Source organism: Lysinibacillus sp. OL1 (assembly GCF_004332175.1).
Classification (GTDB): Bacteria; Bacillota; Bacilli; order Bacillales_A; family Planococcaceae; genus Lysinibacillus; species Lysinibacillus capsici.
This window is the reverse complement of record NZ_SJDS01000046.1, coordinates 1-422: the sequence shown is the minus strand read 5'-3', so window position 1 is coordinate 422 and position 422 is coordinate 1. Positions and strand designations below refer to the sequence as shown.

Genomic DNA, 422 nt, shown 5'->3' with positions numbered 1-422 from the left:
ACTTAAGCCATAAGCTGTATCGGACTCGATCAAAGGAACTCGCATGAATGTTCAGCTCGGAACGTCCCTCCCCGTCGCAACTACCGCTGATCAGTTTCCGGTGTTCGTGGCCGGTATGGACGACCCGATCAAGCCGGTTCAGGACAAGCTCACTCCCGACGGCCGTGTGAAGTATTCGACTGGTGCACTGCTTCGAGTTGCGCGCAAAGATGGAACTGTCGCGACGGATAAGACAGCATCCGTGCACGTCATCAATCCGCCGAACGAGCCGTTCAGTTTCGGCACGATCTATCGAGCAGAAGGCCTTGTCTGGGTGCAGCCCTACATGACGGGAATGGATCGTCTCGCACTGTCCATCACGGTCGAGAACCTGGTACCAATGCCTGCGGCGGCCGTCTCCGCACCTGCTCGTAAGAGCGCGG

At 57.8% G+C, this 422-nt stretch carries 1 protein-coding gene; it reads left to right on the top strand.

The window, feature by feature from the left end:
• Positions 1–43: 43 nt before the first annotated feature.
• A partial coding sequence (locus EW028_RS24365; RefSeq protein WP_131522770.1) for a hypothetical protein occupies positions 44–422 on the top strand: 379 nt, incomplete at its 3' end.